14 protein-coding genes, 3 tRNA genes and 1 riboswitch are annotated in these 16,769 nt (G+C 46.5%); of the genes, 9 read left to right on the top strand and 8 right to left on the bottom strand.

The features are described from left to right. On the bottom strand, nucleotides 1-1,898 hold a 1,898-nt coding region (locus tag ABY436_RS14355; RefSeq protein ID WP_372739637.1), incomplete at its 3' end, for a retention module-containing protein. Between the two features lie 494 nt (nucleotides 1,899-2,392). Here ABY436_RS14355 and ABY436_RS14350 point away from each other — a divergent pair. The 7 genes from ABY436_RS14350 to ABY436_RS14320 all read left to right on the top strand — a co-directional run bounded on the left by ABY436_RS14350 (nucleotide 2,393) and on the right by ABY436_RS14320 (nucleotide 7,736). Then, nucleotides 2,393-2,468, top strand: a tRNA-Asn gene (locus tag ABY436_RS14350). A 14-nt stretch (nucleotides 2,469-2,482) separates the two neighbouring features. Continuing rightward, nucleotides 2,483-2,559 (top strand) — tRNA-Pro (locus tag ABY436_RS14345). Between the two features lie 42 nt (nucleotides 2,560-2,601). After that, nucleotides 2,602-2,678 (top strand) — tRNA-Pro (locus ABY436_RS14340). A gap of 216 nt (nucleotides 2,679-2,894) precedes the next feature. Further along, nucleotides 2,895-4,445: an ABC transporter substrate-binding protein gene (locus ABY436_RS14335; RefSeq protein ID WP_372739636.1), complete on the top strand. Its 1,551-nt coding sequence runs from the start codon at nucleotides 2,895-2,897 to the stop codon at nucleotides 4,443-4,445. A 194-nt stretch (nucleotides 4,446-4,639) separates the two neighbouring features. Further along, nucleotides 4,640-5,200, top strand: coding sequence for a helix-turn-helix domain-containing protein (locus ABY436_RS14330; RefSeq protein WP_372739638.1), 561 nt, complete (start codon nucleotides 4,640-4,642; stop codon nucleotides 5,198-5,200). A gap of 62 nt (nucleotides 5,201-5,262) precedes the next feature. Continuing rightward, nucleotides 5,263-5,366, top strand: a riboswitch (SAM-I-IV-variant riboswitch). 50 nt (nucleotides 5,367-5,416) lie between these two features. Further along, complete coding sequence (locus tag ABY436_RS14325; RefSeq protein WP_372739635.1) at nucleotides 5,417-5,779, top strand: hypothetical protein; 363 nt, start codon at nucleotides 5,417-5,419, stop codon at nucleotides 5,777-5,779. A gap of 196 nt (nucleotides 5,780-5,975) precedes the next feature. Continuing rightward, the gene (locus ABY436_RS14320; RefSeq protein ID WP_372739634.1) at nucleotides 5,976-7,736 is read left to right on the top strand and encodes a DEAD/DEAH box helicase; all 1,761 of its coding nucleotides are present in this window, start codon (nucleotides 5,976-5,978) and stop codon (nucleotides 7,734-7,736) included. A gap of 117 nt (nucleotides 7,737-7,853) precedes the next feature. Here the strand turns inward: ABY436_RS14320 and ABY436_RS14315 are convergent, their stop codons facing one another. From ABY436_RS14315 to ABY436_RS14305, 3 genes are all read right to left on the bottom strand, one after another. After that, nucleotides 7,854-8,342, bottom strand: a complete 489-nt coding sequence (locus tag ABY436_RS14315; protein WP_372739633.1) for a glycine zipper 2TM domain-containing protein — start codon at nucleotides 8,340-8,342, stop codon at nucleotides 7,854-7,856. Between the two features lie 105 nt (nucleotides 8,343-8,447). After that, nucleotides 8,448-10,229, bottom strand: a complete 1,782-nt coding sequence (locus ABY436_RS14310) for an ABC transporter ATP-binding protein (RefSeq protein WP_372739632.1) — start codon at nucleotides 10,227-10,229, stop codon at nucleotides 8,448-8,450. A 164-nt stretch (nucleotides 10,230-10,393) separates the two neighbouring features. Continuing rightward, complete coding sequence (locus tag ABY436_RS14305) at nucleotides 10,394-10,636, bottom strand: YdcH family protein (RefSeq protein WP_372739631.1); 243 nt, start codon at nucleotides 10,634-10,636, stop codon at nucleotides 10,394-10,396. A gap of 239 nt (nucleotides 10,637-10,875) precedes the next feature. Here ABY436_RS14305 and aroA point away from each other — a divergent pair, with 239 nt between their 5' ends. Next, entirely contained in the window at nucleotides 10,876-12,156 is a 1,281-nt protein-coding gene (aroA, locus tag ABY436_RS14300; protein ID WP_372739630.1) for a 3-phosphoshikimate 1-carboxyvinyltransferase, read from the top strand. Between the two features lie 141 nt (nucleotides 12,157-12,297). On the opposite strand, the gene ABY436_RS14295 is transcribed toward aroA, so the two are convergent. Continuing rightward, on the bottom strand, nucleotides 12,298-13,293 hold the full coding sequence (locus ABY436_RS14295) for a YeiH family protein (protein WP_372739629.1): 996 nt from the start codon (nucleotides 13,291-13,293) through the stop codon (nucleotides 12,298-12,300). Nucleotides 13,294-13,402: 109 nt separating this feature from the next. Between ABY436_RS14295 and ABY436_RS14290 the strand changes: the two genes are divergently transcribed. Next, nucleotides 13,403-14,278 (top strand): LysR substrate-binding domain-containing protein, encoded by an 876-nt coding sequence (locus tag ABY436_RS14290; RefSeq protein ID WP_372739628.1) that lies wholly within the window; start codon nucleotides 13,403-13,405, stop codon nucleotides 14,276-14,278. Between the two features lie 80 nt (nucleotides 14,279-14,358). Here ABY436_RS14290 and ABY436_RS14285 read toward each other — a convergent pair whose 3' ends face one another. The 3 genes from ABY436_RS14285 to ABY436_RS14275 form a co-directional block, all read right to left on the bottom strand. Further along, nucleotides 14,359-14,679, bottom strand: a complete 321-nt coding sequence (locus tag ABY436_RS14285; RefSeq protein WP_372739627.1) for a chaperone modulator CbpM — start codon at nucleotides 14,677-14,679, stop codon at nucleotides 14,359-14,361. Between the two features lies 1 nt (nucleotide 14,680). Then, nucleotides 14,681-15,649: a DnaJ C-terminal domain-containing protein gene (locus tag ABY436_RS14280; protein WP_372739626.1), complete on the bottom strand. Its 969-nt coding sequence runs from the start codon at nucleotides 15,647-15,649 to the stop codon at nucleotides 14,681-14,683. A gap of 86 nt (nucleotides 15,650-15,735) precedes the next feature. Then, on the bottom strand, nucleotides 15,736-16,769 hold a 1,034-nt coding region (locus ABY436_RS14275; protein ID WP_372739625.1), incomplete at its 5' end, for a tetratricopeptide repeat protein.

Genomic DNA, 16,769 nt, shown 5'->3' with positions numbered 1-16,769 from the left:
TCGGTAATCGTGCCCAACGTGATGGTGAAGTTCTCACTGCCTTCGGCCAGTACGTCATCCAGGGTATCGATCGTGAAGTCGACACTGTTACTGCCGGCCGGGATGATCACTTGCGCCACGCCGGTGAAGTCGGTGCCGTCAATCGCGGTGCCGCTGTAGGTCAGCTCCACGGTAATCGGGCTGGTGACATCACTGGCTGGCTGATCGATGCTAACGGTATACGCCGTTGAGGTCTCACCTTCAACAATTGTTTGTGCGCCATTGATCGAGACGAGTGCGATGTCACCACTATCAACAATCGTGCTGTCGACGCTGCTGGCCGCACCATCGGCGGCGATGTTCTCGAAATTCGCATCGGTAATCGTGCCCAACGTGATGGTGAAGTTCTCACTGCCTTCGGCCAGTACGTCATCCAGGGTATCGATCGTGAAGTCGACACTGTTACTGCCGGCCGGGATGATCACTTGCGCCACACCGGTAAAGTCGGTGCCGTCTTCGGCTGTTCCACTGTAGGTCAGTTCTACGGTAATCGGGCTGGTGACATCACTGGCTGGCTGATCGACGGTCACGGTATAGGCCGTAGAGGTCTCACCTTCAACAATTGTTTGTGCGCCGTTGATCGAGACGAGTGCGGTCTCGGTGGTCGGTTCGGTCGTGCCCGGATTCGCATCATCAACGATGAAGCTCTCCACACTGTTGGCCGTAGCATCGGCGGCGATGTTCTCGAAGTTCGCATCGGTGATCGTACCGATCGTGATGGTGAAGTCTTCGCTGCCTTCGGCCAGGACGTCATCCAGGGTCTCGATGCTGAAGTCGACACTGTTGCTGCCAGCCGGAATGATGACGCTGGCCACGCCGGTAAAGTCGGTGCCGTCTTGCGCCACACCGCTGTAGGTCAGCTCCACGGTAATAGGGCTGGTGACATCCGCGGCCAACTGATCCACCGTGACGGTGTAGTTGGTCGAGGTCTCGCCTTCGGTAATGGTTTGTGCGCCGGTAATCGAGATCAGCGCGGTGTCTTCTGGACCTGCTGTTGGCTCATCGACAATCGTTGTGGTCACAGCATTTTCGGCGGGAGAGATGCGGAGATCTTCTAGCCCCCCCGTGCCTACACTTCCAATGGAAACAGTGAAGCTTTCATCACCTTCCGCCAGAGCGTCATCCAGGGTATCGATCGTAAAGGTCGCAGTCGTCTCACCGGCCAAAATGGTCACTGAGTTCACCGCAGTGTAGTCATTGCCATCGGCATCGGTCGTGGTGTAGTTGAACGTCACCAGCAGATCTTCTGTCGGTGCCTGGCTAATGTTGACGGTGTAATCCGTGGTGGTCTCGCCTTCGATCACAATACCCGGCCCAGTCATGCTGACGACGGCGGTATCAACGGTGTCGGCGACCGCCCGTTCAAATAACCCCGTTTCTCTTATAATCTCAGGCTGAGTCTGAGCTAAACCAATGGTTTCGTATCCTGCTTCAGGATCACCCTCAGCTGCTGTCCTTTCAATTAATTCAAAGGTACTACCTTCATTACCGCCAGGGCCTGCATCGCCTGTATTACCGGCCGCTGCTTCCTCAGCAATTAAGGTAGGATCCTGCCCTTCCAAAATAGCTTGTTGAATGGCTTCAACGGATGCGACATCATCACTTAAAACAGCTTCATCTACGGGGTAATCTTCAGCTGAGGTATAAGTTTCTGCCGAAACTAACCAACTTTGCCCACCTTCAAGGGCGATGGACTCACCGTTCGTCATAGAAATTTCAACTTGTGAATCTGCCGCAGTGCGAATAACTTCGTCTGCATACACTTCATCACCAAGCATCAGAATTCTCTGTGTACCATCCGCTTTTATTGCATATGCCTGTCCAACAATAAAGCTTACAGTTCCGACAACAGTAGCCATGCTATTTACCCCGTAGAATTTTTTACTTAGTTACAGACTATTTAACTGATATCCAGTCTGTTTTTGAATTGTACCGTGGTACAGGATAGTCGACAGATGTGAACTTTGCAGAATCAAAGGGTTAGATAGGTAGCAAAGCCAACATTCCTTGAGGGAGCAGATAAGCAGCATAATTATCCTGCAAAATATGTGGGACATCTTTTCTATTGACCCGTCTACTGACACATCCAGACAGGCAACTCTTGTTATGACACATCTCTATTCAGCTTTGGTCGTTTTGACTGGACGCATACCCCATGCTGTGTCTTATAAAATCCAGCGAATCCGCGCAGAAGCACCTCCTGTTTCTGCTTCTTAGTTCACCATATGGGATATTGAAATATACAATTTAGTTAAAATGATTAAAAACAAAGGCTTTATCAATAATATTTCCCAAAATTATCTTGACGACATCCCGCTCCATCACTAATATACGCGCCCACAGGTTGAGTCGTTCCTCGATAGCTCAGTTGGTAGAGCAGTAGACTGTTAATCTATTGGTCGCTGGTTCGAGTCCAGCTCGAGGAGCCAATCCTGTAATGTGTCGGAGCATAGCGCAGCCTGGTAGCGCATCTGGTTTGGGACCAGAGGGTCGCAGGTTCGAATCCTGCTGCTCCGACCACTTTCCCAAAGAACCTTATAGATTACTATAATGTTCACACGTCGGAGCATAGCGCAGCCTGGTAGCGCATCTGGTTTGGGACCAGAGGGTCGCAGGTTCGAATCCTGCTGCTCCGACCATTTACTCACCTCCAGCAATTCAATTATCCTTTTGCAAATTACCTCACACACTTTATCAACACCAGACTATTTTATTTGCATCGTCATCCCGCTTGCTCTTAAATAACGTTAAAGCTCTTTCTTCATAGGATGTGATTGGTGCGAGTATTACTTTTATTAAGATTCTTTTTACTCTTTAGCTTATCGCATCAGGCCATATCTGCTGAAAAAGTTACTTTGCAGTTACGCTGGCACCATCAAGCGCAATTTATTGGCTACTATACCGCTAAAACCAAAGGCTTTTATAATGAGGTGGGTCTTGATGTAACTATCAAAGCTGGCGGCCCCGGCATCGTCCCCTGGCAGGAAGTTGTCAACGGTCGCGCCGATTACGCTGTTGAGAACAGTAACGCACTCACCGCTTTTATGTATGGCGAACCAATAACAGCCCTGGCTGCCGTTTACCAATACTCCCCCAGCGCCTTTCTGACCAAACAGTCCTCCGGCATACAAAAACCGCAAGATCTTGCGGGGAAGAGAGTGATGATCTTCCCAGGCGGACAAGACCCTGAATTAATGCTACTCCTGCGGCAACAGGGCCTGGAAAATTACGACCTTGACCTCATCGCCACCAGCACCGACCTGAACGATCTTATCAATGACGAAGTTGATGCATTTAATGCTTATATGTCAAACGAACCCTATACACTTGAACAATTGGGCATCCCTTATTTTTTAATCAAACCTTCAGATTATGGTATTGATTTCTATAGCGATATTTTAATCTCGAACCAGCAAACAATTACTAAGAAGCAAGCGCAAACGGATCAATTCATCTCAGCCAGCCTAAAGGGCTGGGAATATGCACTCAGTCATCCAGAAGAGGCGATCACGCTCTTTAAAAAAGAATACCAGACCAATAAAAGCATGGGCCACTTACGCTTCGAAATGAACATGGCACATGAGCTTATCAAGCCAGAACTCATAGAAATTGGCCACATGAACCCAAAGCGCTGGCAGCACATGGTCGATATACTTGCCGATGCAAACATTATACGGACTAAGCGTAGCCTTAAAGACTTTCTCTACAAACACCAAGGCAGTATTGACTGGGATTTCTGGAAGCCTATCACCTACATGACAGCAGGCTTAATGGTTATATTAGCCAGTATATGCTTTTACCTTTTATCCCTTAACAGGAAACTTAAACGCGAGATATCCACGCGCCGGGCTGCAGAAAAGCAACTAACACACCTAGCCACACACGATTCACTTACAGGCCTAGCCAACCGCTCGGCACTCACTTCTCATTTGGATATGTTTGTTAAACTGGCCAAAAGAAATAACTTTACGCCCATTATTCTCTACATCGATCTTGATGGCTTTAAAGCGATAAACGATACGCTCGGCCATAGCGCGGGCGACCAAGCACTGATCCGTTTTGCCAAAAGGACTCAATCCCTATTAAGAGAGAGTGATATATTCGGGCGCTTAGGTGGAGATGAATTTCTGATTCTTCTGGAAAACAGCACCCGCGAAGGCTCACACCACCTGGCTCATAAGATTCTTAGAAATCTGGAAACGCCAATGAAATTCAAAAGCACTGACAACAAGATGAGCGCCAGCATAGGCATTGCTATATATAAGAACCATCAAGAGACTTTCGATCAATTTTTAACCAGAGCCGATAACGCCATGTATTATGTAAAGAACAACGGCAAAGCGGGCATTGGAATAGCCGCTCCATTCTCCCAAAACAACAAAAACAAAAACAAAACTTTCGTATAAGAAACTTTTGTATCCAGATCCACAAAAATCTGCAAAAATAGATCCACATAATCAGACGCCGAAAACAACTGACATCTCGTCAGCTCCATCCCTATATTTGATCCAAAATGGAGAGACCCATGCCTGGCCCACTGCTTCCTCAGCAAAGCGAAAATCCTAGTTTCAAAGTATCCAGCAATACCTCCAGTGAAACCATGGTAGAACCTTTACAACTGGGCAAGCGTGTGCGCGAAATCAGATTAAGCCAGAACCTGACCCTCGAAGAAGCGAGCAAATTAACCGGCCTGGCCCGCTCAACACTTTCAAAAATCGAGAACGAACAAATATCTCCCACCTTTAGCGCCGTCTCCAAACTCGTCAAAGGGCTCGGAATAGACATTCCGCAACTTTTTTCTCAACCTGCCCGCTCGGCTGGAACAGGGGGGCGAAGAGACATAACACGCTTGGGAGAAGGCAAGCCGCATCCCACCCCGACCTATGAACACGAACTACTCGCCAACCAACTTACCAACAAAAAAATGCTGCCCTACCGCACCACCGTGCGCGCCAGATCATTCGACGAATTTGGTGACTGGATACGACATGAAGGTGAAGAACTACTTTATGTTATTAGCGGTAATATTATTTTTTATTCCGAATTTTATGAGCCTGTCAGTTTAAATGAAGGCGACAGTGCCTATTACGACTGCGAAATGGGACACGCCGTCATCTCAACCAGCGAGGAGGACGCCATCATTCTCTGGGTAACCGCCTGACCTGGGAAGTTAAGATTCTAATGCCTCACTCTTGCCGTTCATAATACTTAATGCTAAATTATGGTCAACATTAAGAGAAGGGCTGACGTCCTCGCCAACCTGCCAACCTGGGCAAGGTGGATACCGATTTCGGTGATGTGGTCTATCGACAACCAATCAGGAGACCCGCCAAATAAATCCGTCAGCTCTTGATTAGCTAGTTCATCAGGAGTTCTCATGTTTGAAGCACACCAACCCACAGCCGACCTATCGTCTGATAGTGACTGCCATCAAAAAGCAGCCTTACCCATCGATCAACAAATTATTGACCAAATCATCTATAACAAAACTCATCACTGCTTTGTACGCGCCTGGAGCAGTCACGGAAAACAAATAAGCCGTCATGGAACTGTAAGTGCGACTCTGTTTCTCTATATCGAGTACAAAAATCATCACGACACTTCATGCTACCTTTGCAAAGAACTGACAGAGCAATCCTTATTGGATAATCAATTTTTGGTCATGCTGGCAGAATCAGTTTTATTAAAAGATATCTCCGCACCTAAAACCGATGCGTGGATCACACACATGCAGAATTAAAAACTGACCTGCGCACTAACACGAAACACTGCCAGAAAACTCTCATGACTTCCTGCCCATACATACACTATTTTTACTGTTATCCAACGCATTAACACTGCGGTCTGTACTAAATGCAACAAATATCTTATAATCTCTTATTAACATTCCATTCCGGTCGATCTAATCGACCTAGATTTATAACAGGTTCAATTAGATGTCATTAGACGACCAGCCCGCCTTTTCAGAACTGGGCTTGGCCGCTCCTTTGTTGCAAGTGCTTCAAGAGATCGGTTACGAAACACCTTCGCCCATTCAAGCTAAATGCATTCCCCACCTTCTTGAAGGAAAAGATTTGCTCGGCCAGGCACAAACAGGTACCGGTAAAACAGGTGCCTTTGCTCTGCCTATTATGTCGCGAATCGATATAAACACGAAGAATCCGCAGCTATTGGTTTTGGCTCCAACACGAGAATTGGCTATTCAGGTAGCCGAAGCTTTTCAGACTTATGCTCGTCACATGCCTAACTTCCACGTCTTGCCTATTTACGGCGGCCAGGCATACGATGTTCAATTACGCCAATTACGTCGCGGTGTACACGTTGTTGTAGGAACACCCGGACGCGTGATGGATCATATCCGTCGCGGTTCCCTGGTACTAGACAGCTTAAAAACACTCGTGCTGGACGAAGCAGATGAAATGCTCCGCATGGGCTTTATTGATGATGTTGACTGGATATTGAGTCATACACCACCGACGCGTCAAATTGCTTTATTTTCTGCCACAATGCCGCAAGCAATTCGCAAACTGGCACTACAGCATCTTAAAGATCCTATTGAAATTAAGATTGCCAGCAAAACGGCAACAGCCACAACAATCAAGCAGCATTACTGGCGCGTCAGCGGCGTGCATAAGTTAGACGCTCTGACTCGCATTCTTGAAATGCAGCAGTTTGATGCGATGTTGGTTTTTGTTCGTACAAAATCAGCTACAACTGAATTGGCTGAAAAATTATCAGCTCGCGGATACGCCTGCGAAGCACTTAACGGTGATATATCTCAGCAGGTTCGCGAACGCACCGTAGAGCGCCTGAAAAATGGCAAGCTGGATATTCTTATTGCAACTGATGTTGTTGCACGCGGCCTTGATGTTGAACGCATTAGCCACGTTCTTAACTACGACATCCCTTACGATACAGAATCATACGTCCACCGTATTGGTCGTACGGGCCGTGCAGGCCGTTCTGGTGAAGCGATTTTGTTCGTAGCTCCACGCGAACAACGTATGTTACGCATGATCGAACAAGCTACCCGTCAAAAAATCGAGCCGATGGAACTACCGTCTGCTGCTGATATTAACGTGAAACGCCTGGATCGCTTCAAACAACAGATCAGCGATACAATGGATAGTGAAGATCTTTCACAATATATTGATCTGCTGACTGAATACCAGCATGAGCATGACTCAGATCCGATCAATATCGCAGCCGCACTAGCCGCACTGCTTCAGGGCCAAACTCCTCTTCTTATCAGCGAGAAAGAGTTACGCGGACCGAAGGGTTTTGATGACAGGGACAGAGGCGCTAGCCGTGATAGCCGCAGCGAACGAGGAGAACGCAAACCTCGCAAACCTCGCGGTGAAAACTCTGATGTAGATATGCAGCGCTACTGCTTATCTGTTGGACAGGAACATGGCGTTAAGCCAGGCAATATTGTTGGCGCCATTGCAAATGAAGCCGATATTGAAAGCCGTTACATCGGACAGATAGAAATCAAGGACAAAGCTACTTTTGTCGATCTGCCGTCAGGCTTGCCAAAAGAAACACTTGCAGTACTGCAAAAAATTGTTGTTTGCGGACAACGCCTTAATCTTAAGGCAGTCGATGGGGCAGGAACCTCTGCTCGTGGTGCTCGTCCAGCCAACAGAGGGCCAAAGCCTTCTTCTGCGCCTCGTAAGCCACGCGCTAAAAAAGACTAAGTTTTACTTATAAAAAAAGGCGGACTATTCACAATAGTTCGCCTTTTTTATGTCAATCCAGCTGCTAATCACAACAAAAATTTATACTGTAGAATTCAGCTTTCAATACATACCAAACTAATAAACAACGCGTGTTACCCCGCCTCTATTTAATATGCGAACCTGTTCACCGGCCCTGAAGTAAGACCCATTTTCAACTTCCTGGACAATAGACAATATCTCATTATTTGATAAGCGCACGGTTATCTCTTGCCCTTGCTTACGAGTAACATTACCTTCGATAGCCTGTCCGGCCGCGCCACCAGCAACAGCCCCCAATACCGTAGCAATACTACTACCTTTACCGCCACCCAGAGTACTTCCTGCAATCCCACCAACGATGGCACCAGCACCTGTCCCGACTATACCGTCCTTACGTCCCTCAATAATCACCGGAGTCGCCGATAGAACAGTAGCATAGCGTACGGTTTGCACCTGACGCGCTTCACTATAAGTGTAAGTTTTACCCGTCAAACCAGGCGTCGAGCAACCAGATAAAACCAGCGCCATTGCCACAGTGACAGTACCTAAAAGCACACCACGCATATTTTTTTTAAATAAAGTCATTTAGTCGCCTCACTTATATTAAACTGAATTAATATTGTTTCGTTTACCTTGCCACTATCCCTTCAGACAATGGTGAATCAAAAAAATTCGTCTTTGCTTACACTCCTACGGGTGCTGCCCGTAAAGCCGGGCATACAATCCATCCTGCTCAATCAATTGGCTATGCCCACCCTCCTCTGCAACCTGGCCATCCTCAAAAACATACACATGATCGGCCTGCTTAACAGCACTAAGACGATGCGCAATAATTAACGTAGTTCTATGCATAAGAAAACTCTGCAACGCTTCATGTAGGTGACGTTCTGTCTCTGCATCCAGCGCTGATGTCGCCTCATCCAGAATAACCACTTTGGGGTCGGCTAATACCATGCGTGCTACCGCGAGCCTCTGCCTCTGCCCTCCTGATAAACGCACACCCTGTCGCCCGACTAATGCATCCAAGCCGTTTTCCAGCTCCCTGATAAACAGATCCAACTGTGCAATTTTTAAAGCGCCCCATATCGCCTCATCGCTAAACGCTTTCCCCATACAGAGGTTGCTGCGTATCGTACCGTTAAACAAAGCGGGATGCTGTAACACAGTTGCTACATTATCTCTGACAACATCCAGCCCGATCTGCTCAACCGGAATCCCATTAAAGCTGACCCGCCCTTTTTGAGGGATGTAGAGCCCCAGCAGCACTTGCACAAATGTAGATTTCCCACCACCACTGGCACCCACCAGTGCAATTTTCTGCCCTTTTTGTATATTCAGAGACAGGCCCTTTAATATCTCAGTACCATTACGATAAGAAAAATGAACATCGTCTACTTCAATACTGATACTTTCTGACGATGCAAACGGATTGTGTACGCGGGGATACTGCGGTTCCTGCTCTAATTCCAATATCCTGTTTAATCGCGTAAGCGCCGCTTTCGCCCCATAATATGCATACTGAATACCTAACACTTCCTGAACAGGACCCATCATAAACCACAGATAGCCAAATACAGCCATCATTTGGCCGATAGATAAATCCGAAAAAACTACCATTAACATAGAGACAGCTCTAAACAAATCAAAACCTACCATAAATACCAGAAAACTGAATCGACCTGCTGCTTCACTTTTCCATTCATAAGTACTCGATTCATTACGCACATGTCTGGCCGTATCAACAAGCTGATTCAGGTAATGCTGCTCTCTGTTACTCGCCCGAATCTGCTGAATCGCATCCAATGTTTCAGTCAGCGCCCCCTGAAACACTTCATATGATCTGTTTTCTCGTGTTTTAAGCTCCTTAACGCGCTTTCCAATCACTGTCGTAAAATAGATCACTACAGGATTAAGAAACATAATGAACAGCGCCAACAACCAATGCATCCATAGCAAAATAATGGCTGTTCCAATGATAGAAAGAGATGCGATTAATAAGCGACTCACTGAACTACCGATAAAACGATCAACGGTATCCAGGTCAGTAACGAAATGAGAACTCACAGCACCGCTACCCAAGGTTTCATACTCTGCCATTGAGATACAACCCAAACGATGCAGCATCATTTTTCTCATCCTGAAAATGATGTCCTTTGAAATGATCGTAAATTGCCGACCCTGCCATACGTTAAGTACCAGCGATATGGCACGCAGTACAACCGTAATCAGAAGTATCAATGAAATATAGAGCACTGGCCCATGCCACTGGGGTGAAAACAGAGGACTCAGTGTGTTGATGAGCAATCCGGGCTTCTCAAGCAGAACCTCATCAACCAGCAAAGGCATTAATAACGGCAGGGGCACCGAAGCAATGGTCGCCAGGATAGCAACCAGATTCGCCAGGACAAGCTCACGCTTGTGTTCCAGAGTAATTTTTAATATATAGTCCCAGCTAAATCGAAAAGGCTGCATATGACTCCATATTATTAATATACAAAAAAAGAGCAGCCTTTATACCATATAGCCCGACGCCTATCACCGCGACAGAAACAAAAACACCCGCTTTGGCGGGTGTTTTAAGCTCGGTGATTACGTCTTGCAAAAGAAACCGCCAGACGACTGTCTGTTATGGCTTTTTATGCAGTAGCACGCAACATAGCATACAACTGATCTTTCAGATGAAGACGCTTAACTTTCAGCTCTTCTTCTGTGCGTGTCGCTACTGGCTCAGCTTCTGTCTCCATACGCTCAACTTTTTTGGTTACATCATGATATTCATCGAACAATTTAGCGAAATGCGCATCATTCATTTTAAGGGTGTGAATCTGTTCGCGATACTCAGGTAGTTCGTGTACTAAATCGTGATGTTCAATGCTCATAGCGTGATTCCTTGGTGGGTTACATTATTGTTTTTTCTTCATATTCAGTATCACTCAAAAGAATTCAAGGTTCATTGATGCTCATCAACATAGCCACGCGAATAACCTGAATCAGTGAATGCAGAGCAGAATATCGTCGTACTTATGTGCAATTTTTTTACTTTTTACTCTCGACCTTCCACGTAACACAAGGTAGGTTATACACCCTGATAATAGTCCACTACAGAGCTCTGCAATTAATGGAAAGTCTGACACTTCAGCCCATATCTTCTGTTGCCGGTGAGGTACAGATCCCAGGCTCAAAAAGCCTGTCAAACCGAATTCTACTGCTGGCAGCATTGGCAAAAGGTCAAACAACGATAACCAACCTTCTCGACAGTGATGATGTTCGCCATATGCTGACAGCATTAACCGCATTAGGTGTTCAATATCAGCTGTCTGACGATCGTCGCCAGTGCATTGTCAACGGTCGGGGAGACACACTGGACAACACAGGTTCAGCTCTTTTTCTTGGTAATGCCGGCACCGCCATGCGACCTCTATGCGCCGCGCTTTGCCTGAGTCATGGCACATTTGAGCTAACGGGCGAACCACGCATGTATGAGCGCCCTATTGGTGACCTGGTCAATGCTTTACGAACACTGGGAGCTGACATCGACTATCTGGGCGCAGAGGGGTATCCACCTTTGCGTATCAAAGCCAATGGCCTAAGCGGCGGCGAAGTCAGTATTAAAGGGAATATTTCCAGCCAGTTCCTGACGGCTCTGTTAATGGCCGCCCCGATGGCCGACGACGACCTCACTATTCATGTTGATGGTGAACTCGTTTCTAAACCCTATATAGATATTACCTTACATACCATGTCACTATTTGGTGTTGAGGTTATTAACAACAATTATCAGTCTTTTGTTATTCGTTCCGGCCAACAATACCATTCACCCGGTGAGATTATGGTCGAGGGAGATGCATCCTCTGCTTCCTACTTCCTGGCCGCCGCGGCGATTGCCGGTGGCACAGTGCGCGTTTATGGCGTGGGAGCAGATAGCGTACAGGGCGACAAACGCTTTGCCGAAGTGCTCGAAGCAATGGGGGCTCATGTGACATATGGCCCGACTTACATTGAAGTCAGCAAAGGCGGCGAGTTAAAAGCCGTTGATATGGACTTAAACCATATCCCTGATGCCGCCATGACGATTGCCACTACGGCACTGTTTGCTAAAGGCACCACGGCTATCCGCAACATATATAACTGGCGCGTTAAGGAAACAGACCGACTGACAGCGATGGCCACCGAATTACGTAAAGTAGGCGCAACCGTTGTTGAAGGTGAGGACTTCATTGAAGTCACCCCTCCCGCTCAGCTCCAGCATGCTGCGATTGATACTTACGATGATCACCGCATGGCTATGTGTTTTTCACTCGTAGCGTTAAGTGATACACCGGTGACTATTAATGACCCGGGATGTACACGCAAAACATTCCCTGAGTACTTCGAACTGTTTAAAAGTATCTGCCAATAAAAACGAAAAGGCGTGTCACTTATTTTGACTGACACGCCTTTTAACAGATGCCTTACCACTCTCGCGCACCTCAGATTCCACACGTTTAAACTTATCCTGAATCTCCGTTTTATCACGTCTCCGCTAACGCTGATAATATCTCTAGGCGACTATCAACCACTGGTTCAGATAAAACCCACCAAAGATCAGCATCACAAAAAGCATCAAGGACAATAGCATTGGTTTAGCACCTGCATGTCTGATAGTACTCCAACGCGTTTGAACACCTAAAGCAGCCATCGCTATCGCTAAAGAGAACTGGCTAGTCAGTTGCAGCGTACTTAACAACGCCTCAGGTAACAGCAACACACTATTGATAGCTGACGCCGCCATAAAACCAAAAACAAACCAGGGGATGGCTATTCTCCTCCCCGGGGAGCGAGCAGAGTTGCTGTCACTGCGGCGGAGAAGAAACGCACTCAGGATAAAAATAAATGGCGCTAACATCATCACACGAATTAATTTTACAACTACAGCGTTTTGTAACGCCTCTCCTCCTACAGCTTCCCCTGCGGCCACAGCTTGCGCTACTTCATGCACTGTACTGCCGATGTAAATCCCAAAGGCTTGCTCGCTCATGCCAGAAAACTGATAGATAAATGGATAACTGAACATAGCCAGCGTGCCAAACAGCACCACACTGGCAACAGCAACTGTGACATGCTGTTGACGCGGCTTTAATACAGATTCAGTCGCAAGAATCGCCGCTGCTCCACAAATAGCACTACCGACCGACGTAAGAATCGCCAGCTCTTTATCTAATTTAAAGAAGCGTATACCGACATAAGTGCCTACACAAAAGACACTGCTAATCACCAGCATATCCAACACTAATGCTTGCCAACCGACGGAAATAATCTGCTGAAAGCTCAAACTGAATCCGAATAGAATAATCCCGCCACGCAACAGCTTTTGCTGACAAAAGCACATGAACGCAATCTCTCTACCCGCCGCCACACGTGTATTCAGGTGTCCAAAAAACATACCCAACATGATAGCCAGTGGCAGCGCACTTAAACCGAATTGCGCGATGGCTGGTACTTTTGCCAGCAAAATAGCCAGAATCGCAATCAAGGGTAAGGCTATCAATTGGGACATAAGAAACAATTCCGAATAAAGATCTGTTCTGCTAATGATCTACCTATACAAAAATTAAGTAAAATGGGATTATTAGATCTAATACATTAGAAAAACCGAACTATTTAAGATGAACGCATCTGTCAAGCAATTAAGAGTCTTTGAAGCCACCGCCAGACTCGGCCGGTTAACGGCCGCTGCCGATGAACAATCAATGAGCCAGTCAGCCGCCAGCCAATCACTCAGAGAGCTTGAATCAACATTAAATTGCCCGCTCTTCCAACGAGTAGGCCGCGAACTTATGATCACTGAAGCCGGCCGGGACATGCTGCCCAAGGTCAATCAGATCCTGTACCTGTTAGACAGCCTTCATACACCGGAAGAAGGCCCAATAAGTGGCCCTTTACGCATTGCTGCCAGTGTTACCATAGCCAGTTACTTACTCCCTCCCCTACTCGCAGCATTTATCCAACAACACCCGGAAGTAGTACCCGACGTTAAAATAGAGAATACGCAGCAAGTGATTGCCACCTTAGAAAAGGGACAGGCCCATATAGGCTTAATAGAAGGCCCAGCTCAACATCGCCAATTACAGATAACGCCCTGGCACGAAGACAAACTAGAAGTGTTTTGCCACACAAGCCACCCCCAGGCACAAGCGGGGCAACTACTCCCATTGCAATTAGCACAACAGCGTTGGATATTGCGTGAAGACGGCTCGGGAACCCGCCGAATCTTTGATAGCGCCATGCAAGCCCTCAATATCCAGGCACATGTCGCTTTTACGTTAAACCGGCAGGAAGCCATTAAACAAACAGTCAAAGCGGGGCTCGGCGTGGGTTGCTTGTCGCAACTAACTATCGTTGAAGAGGTAAAGCTGGGCAGCTTAATGATTTTAAACACCCCTTTGGAATTAACCCGGCGCTTCTCCCTCGTGACTCAGCCTTCGCATAACAACAGGTTAACCGAAGCATTTATTGAGTTTGTTAAATCACAAACTCAGTAAATTGAAAGGGAGATCTAATCAAAGAGTGCAGGTGCGGCTACGCTTTTTTCTGTGCGATGCTTAGGCTTGTTATAACCTTTTCAATGCAAATCAGTAACATTATTCACAAACCGATCAAGCTGTTTTTTTAAACGCTCGTTCTCTCTGAGCAAGACATCTTTTTGCTTCAGTAAATCGATGACTATCGCAATCGACACCCAGTCGATATCAAGGTCATGATATAGTCGAATCGCTTTCTTCATCCAGTGAACGCTGTTTAATTCAAAAATCCAGTCATTAAAATCATTACCTGCTAGTGGTTCCGCAATCCCATGCTCAACCACCTCAATAACCAAGGTTTCGGTTATACCTTCTTGTACACACAACTCTTGTAATGAAATCCCCAATACAATATCAGACATTCTATTTCTCCCATTCAGATCTGGGATCAAAAGCCGATATATCAGACAACGACTGCCACAACGCTTTTGATTCTTTGTTGGTATTTTTTGGGATTACAATTTTGAAGATAACATACAAATCGCCAGTGCCATTTTTCATTGGTAAACCCTTGCCTTTAATTCTCAGCTTTTGCCCCGACTGGCTATTCGGGGGCACGCTCAAACTAATCTTGCCTGTCAGGGTAGGCAAAGTCACTTTTGCTCCCAATGCGGCTTCCCAGGGAGCAACCGGCAAAGTTATCAGTAAATTATGGCCCTCCACATCGAACATAGGGTGAGGTATAAGACGGATATGCAAATAAAGGTCACCGTTAGGTGCGTCCCCTTGCCCGGGTGCGCCTTGCCCCTTTAATCGAATCCGTTCACCATCAGAAACACCTTTGGGTATTTTCACTCTCAGGGACTTTTTGACTTCCGTTACCCGACCCTTTTCAAAGACCGGCATCCGATATTCAATGGGCTTTGCCAGATCAGACATAACTTCTTCAAGAAACACCGGCATTTCAATCTCTACATCCTGACCGCGTGCAGCATCTTGATTGAAATCACTATAACCTTGGAAGCCTCCACTTCGGCTACCAAAAGCAGAATTAAAAAAGTCGGCAAAGTCACCCTCAAATGGGGCGCTACCCGAAGCCTTACCTCTGCCTCCCTGCCAACCTGGCGGCGGTTCAAAACCTTTATTGCGTTGCCCACCGTAGCGACGTAATTCATCATACTCGGCACGGCGTTCGGCATTTTTTAATACCTCATAAGCCTCAGCCACTTCCTTAAATTTCTCTTCAGCGCCCTCTTCGGGATTGACGTCAGGATGATATTTACGGGCAAGCTTACGATAGGCTGTTTTAATGGTTTTGGTATCCGCATCGTGCGCGACCCCGAGTAACTTGTAATAATCTTTAAACTCCATAACACCTTCCGGATATGCCATTGCGTCACCTACAGCACTATTCTGACGCCATTATTTTCAACACTATAAACCTAACTTGTTATGTATAGCATGTTTAAATATCAGGCTTATTTGTTGTTCTGAATTTCGTTGAGCATTTGCTCAGCGTCCTCTCGCTCACTGAATGTTATTGCGTTTTTTGCGCTGAGAAGCTCTTTTAAAGTCGCCTCTGATTGTGTTTTTTTGCCTGCTTTCAGATTAGCTTGTGCGAGATGAAATTTGATTTCCAGGTTTTCAGGCAGTAGTGCTGCAGCATCTTCCAACAACCTCTCAGCTGCTGGCAACTCACCTTTTTGCAAGAGAATGGTACCGAGGGTGTCCATTATCAGCGGGTTATCAGGGTTGAGTTCATTTGCTTTTTTGGCATGATCCTCCGCTGCTGCAATATCATTGCGTTGGAGTAATAACCACGCCAGGTTGTTATGGGCCGTTGCATTCTTAGGCGTGAGCTTAACAATTTCTGTAAATTCTGAAATAGCATTGTCTGATTGTTTATCTTGCAAATACAAGGTTGCCAGTACATTACGGCTTAAGGTATCTGAAGGATTTTTCTCAATCCATTGAGCGAGTAATGACTTTGCTTCTGTTTTTTTATTCGGCTGCTGCCAAAGCACGGAGGCTAACTGTATATTAAGTGCCGCATTTTCGCGCTTACTAAGCACCTGTCTATATAAAGTGGCTGCGGTGTCCAGGTCTTTCTCTACGAAAGCAACCTGAGCCTGAAGTTCTGTGATGTATGAGTTCTGCGGATCTGACTCTGTTAGTTGCTTGGCAATGCTCTTAGCCGTTTCCAGATTTCCTGATTTAAGATTAAGCTGTGCTTTTATAAGAAGCGCGCCGAGGTGCTCCGGCATAAGGCTCAGTGTTTTATCAATAGTTGCTTCTGCAAGTGTTAACTGGTTGGTTTGTTGATACAGCTGCCCAAGTAAGTAATGGGGCATAACCGCTTCAGGCGCACTTGTAATGGCTTTTGTGTAGTAATCGGTTGCGGAGTCATACTTGCCACTTATTTGTTGAGCTTTACCCGCTAATGTCAGTAAGCCGGGGTTATCAGGGTTTGATTTGAGTGCCTGTTCACTAATAGCCAGAGCTTCTGCTGGTT

Origin of the sequence: Neptunomonas sp. (genome assembly GCF_041601355.1) — a bacterium.
GTDB lineage: Bacteria > Pseudomonadota > Gammaproteobacteria > Pseudomonadales > Balneatricaceae > Neptunomonas.
Note: the sequence above shows the minus strand (reverse complement) of the source record. Positions and strands in the feature narration are given on the sequence as shown.

Excerpts from the sequence above, each read along its gene's own strand:
- ABY436_RS14320 (WP_372739634.1), top strand. The coding sequence starts at position 5,976 with ATGTCATTAGACGACCAGCCCGCCTTTTCAGAACTGGGCTTGGCCGCT.
- ABY436_RS14325 (WP_372739635.1), top strand. The coding sequence starts at position 5,417 with ATGTTTGAAGCACACCAACCCACAGCCGACCTATCGTCTGATAGTGAC.
- ABY436_RS14310 (WP_372739632.1), bottom strand. The coding sequence starts at position 10,229 with ATGCAGCCTTTTCGATTTAGCTGGGACTATATATTAAAAATTACTCTG.
- ABY436_RS14330 (WP_372739638.1), top strand. The coding sequence starts at position 4,640 with ATGGTAGAACCTTTACAACTGGGCAAGCGTGTGCGCGAAATCAGATTA.
- ABY436_RS14305 (WP_372739631.1), bottom strand. The coding sequence starts at position 10,636 with ATGAGCATTGAACATCACGATTTAGTACACGAACTACCTGAGTATCGC.
- ABY436_RS14295 (WP_372739629.1), bottom strand. The coding sequence starts at position 13,293 with ATGTCCCAATTGATAGCCTTACCCTTGATTGCGATTCTGGCTATTTTG.
- ABY436_RS14285 (WP_372739627.1), bottom strand. The coding sequence starts at position 14,679 with ATGTCTGATATTGTATTGGGGATTTCATTACAAGAGTTGTGTGTACAA.
- ABY436_RS14315 (WP_372739633.1), bottom strand. The coding sequence starts at position 8,342 with ATGACTTTATTTAAAAAAAATATGCGTGGTGTGCTTTTAGGTACTGTC.
- ABY436_RS14290 (WP_372739628.1), top strand. The coding sequence starts at position 13,403 with ATGAACGCATCTGTCAAGCAATTAAGAGTCTTTGAAGCCACCGCCAGA.
- ABY436_RS14280 (WP_372739626.1), bottom strand. The coding sequence starts at position 15,649 with ATGGCATATCCGGAAGGTGTTATGGAGTTTAAAGATTATTACAAGTTA.
- aroA (WP_372739630.1), top strand. The coding sequence starts at position 10,876 with ATGGAAAGTCTGACACTTCAGCCCATATCTTCTGTTGCCGGTGAGGTA.